The 2,884-nt window shown below is 36.6% G+C and carries 5 protein-coding genes; all 5 read left to right on the forward strand.

Annotation, left to right across the window (positions count from 1 at the left end):
* Positions 1–334, forward strand: a 334-nt coding sequence (locus tag FC90_RS04910; protein WP_235804318.1) for a hypothetical protein, incomplete at its 5' end; no start/stop codon positions are given.
* Between the two features lie 562 nt (positions 335–896).
* Entirely contained in the window at positions 897–1,118 is a 222-nt protein-coding gene (locus tag FC90_RS09485) for a hypothetical protein (protein ID WP_056945401.1), read from the forward strand.
* 735 nt (positions 1,119–1,853) lie between these two features.
* A complete protein-coding gene (locus FC90_RS04920) occupies positions 1,854–2,126 on the forward strand; it encodes a hypothetical protein (RefSeq protein WP_057908178.1) in 273 nt (90 codons plus the stop codon).
* Entirely contained in the window at positions 2,119–2,352 is a 234-nt protein-coding gene (locus tag FC90_RS04925; protein ID WP_057908179.1) for a hypothetical protein, read from the forward strand. Before FC90_RS04920 ends, FC90_RS04925 begins: the two co-directional genes overlap by 8 nt.
* A partial coding sequence (locus tag FC90_RS04930) for a hypothetical protein (protein WP_157053040.1) occupies positions 2,349–2,884 on the forward strand: 536 nt, incomplete at its 3' end. The genes FC90_RS04925 and FC90_RS04930, both read left to right, overlap by 4 nt.

Below are 2,884 nucleotides of genomic sequence, written 5' to 3' on the forward strand. Positions count from 1 at the left end.
GTTTAGTACATTAATAAGTATACCAAAAATGGTGTACGTTTCACAAATATATGGAGGTCGAGTAATGAAACATAAGCGTTATCCAATTACGACAGTAGAGTGTTCATTTGAGCAGTTTCAAAGAGAAGCATACTCAGTACGAATCTTTACTGGAACGATCTTTATAAATTTGAAAAATGGACTATTTGGTTATCGAGATGATTTAAATAGAGTCGTCCCAGGGCACAAAATTTTTCAAAAAGCACGGTCGGTCAATAACTTTAAAGGCAAACTAATTGCTAAACGAAGTGCAAAAGACCAACCGCTGCAAATTGTAAAATATAAAAATAAGTAACGCCGGTTTTCACGTTGTGATTTGCGAAGATATTCTAATCCAAATATCGAGCAATAATTATTTCAAAAAAATTCTTTTATCGATTCGCAAAAGATTTGGTACCACCGCCCTTTGACAATTGAACATAAATCGTGCCGCTACGTAGCTGTCATAGCGGAATAACACGATCATCAAACTCATACATGGGACGGCTAGGATTATTTACGAGAAGTCATTAACATTAACGAGCTGCTGTGAGCGCCGACGCTTTGTTTTAGTAAATATACTAATTCGGGGGAAATCGGCCATAGCTCCCAACGTTAGATGAATATAGACTTCGTAGGTTAGCGGGACATGCCAAATCTCGTTCTTCACTCGCGCAGTACAAGGGATCATTAACAGAATCTTTTCTTAAAAAAAGGTTGCTGAATATGGATCACGTAGGTTTCAGATCAAGCCATAATCTGGATAAGCGCTTTGAGTGTCGTTTAGGTCAGACGGCTCAAAACCAAAAGCCGTTACTATCTTCGCAAATCACAACGCGAAAGTTGCATATAATAATCACACAAAGAGAGGTAAAGAAATGTTAAGAACCAAAGAAACACCACTAATAACAGAAGTGATCGCGTATATGCGAATAGAGCATATGAGAGAAATACCTTTGCTTTCCTATATCGAGAAAAAAAAGATTGGCCCTGATCAAAGAGTGTTGCTCTTGGCGCAACTACACAGAAGTGAAGTCGTTGGTATCAAGTACAAGTATGACGGGCCCAACCTTCAGACGATTATTTTTCAAAAAAAGTAGTAAACAAAATTTTAGTTAGTTTTAAGTAGCCACGCCGTAATCTTCTTATTTAGCTTCTTTTTTAAAGTCAATAGCATTCGTGATGATAAAGCGGGTGCGTTGGGACACATTCCTTCCAATACAGATTACTAATACTGCGGAGTGGCTACTTAAAGCTAACTAGAAAAAAGATGAAGATTTGCGAAAGTGTTTTGAAAAAAAATATACAAAATGAATGTGCTCCACTGAGACCTTTTCGGTTTAATAAAGCCAGCATACTTTGATTAATTAGTTTGGAAGACAAAAGAATTCACCATTCGCTAGTCAAAATCAAACGGAAAAATGACAATGCGCACTTCCTTAAAAATAGAACCGCGGTGCGCAAAGAAATTGGTTAATCAAATAATTAAAAAGCTACACTGTCTTTGCTGGTTTTATTAAACCGAAAAGGTACTTTAGTCTTCAATTTAGGTGCTGATCCGTAGCAAATTTCTTACCCCAAAAAGTTCTATAAATTGACGTTTATCAAAAAAATTAGTGTTCTTATGTTGAAGTATTACTGTTTGGGATCAGCGCTTAAATTGAGGACTAAAAATAAGATATTTGGAGTTAATTATTTGATTTTAGATAAGATTCTTTTACCACAAAAAAACTTTTTTGCTGGTGTTATTAATGGTTTAATTTTAGTGATTCCACTATGGATAGCTATTTTAGTTTCTGGATACGTAATAATATGTGAGTAGGGAGAATACGAAAATGGGAGTAAGTGTAACGAAAAGTGTATATTCCGTAAGTCGGTTGAAAAAGGTATGGTCAGAAATCAAAGACTATATGATAAACGAAAAGTCTTACTATGTAAGACTCTCAACTATTGAAAAAAGAGTTCCTAAAATTGAGGGGCAAAAATTATCAGCAAATGATAAAATGGTGATATGTTCAATTGTTCAACGTGAGAATCAGTTCGAGATCACACATGAAGCCGGTGGCGCTAAAATAATTCACTATTTAGGTGAAAGTGACAATGAATGATTGTGTACTAGGTTGTAATGGTCAAGTTAAGCTACCGTTCCTTAACGGACTTGGACAGTCAATTAATTTAGAATTAGGTATAAAATATACAATTATCTTTCGCGGTGGTTACTATTTAGCTTTAAAAGATGGGGAAGTCGAAAGTGTAAGGCCAACAAATATGCCGATCAAATTCAAACAGGATAACAGTAAGGTTATTCAGCAAAAAAAGGAGAGATTAGTATGAAAAAAGAAGTTAAGGGATTCTTAATGGGGAGTTTATTAATCGCAACATTGACACTAGCAGCATGTGGGAATACTGAAAAGCAATCAAGTAGTTCAAACGATAAAGTAAAGGTTTCAAAAGTTGCCAGTTCAAAGAAATCAAATAAAAAAAATGAATCTAAAAAAGCCACCAAGAAAAAGGCCGTTAAAGAATCTTCTGAAAAGAAGGAATCTGAAAGTAAAAAAGTTGAAGCTGATCAAGCATCAAGCGCTGTTGAAGTATCAACTACTGAAGCAGCAGCTCAAGATCAACAAGCAACATCAGCTGGTACTCAACAAGGTTCCGCTCAATCAGCAGCAACGACACCACAACCAGCTGGTGGGGCGTCGGCAGCCGCACCAGTAGCTAATAACAACAACGGCGGCGGGAGCTATACACCACCAGTAAGTAACGGTGGTGGTACAACAAACAATAACAACAACGCGCCAGCGCCGACTCCAGATCCAACACCTGAACCAGTCCATGTTATCAGTGGTAGTGAATCAAATAATTT

Source organism: Latilactobacillus graminis DSM 20719 (assembly GCF_001436415.1).
GTDB lineage: Bacteria > Bacillota > Bacilli > Lactobacillales > Lactobacillaceae > Latilactobacillus > Latilactobacillus graminis.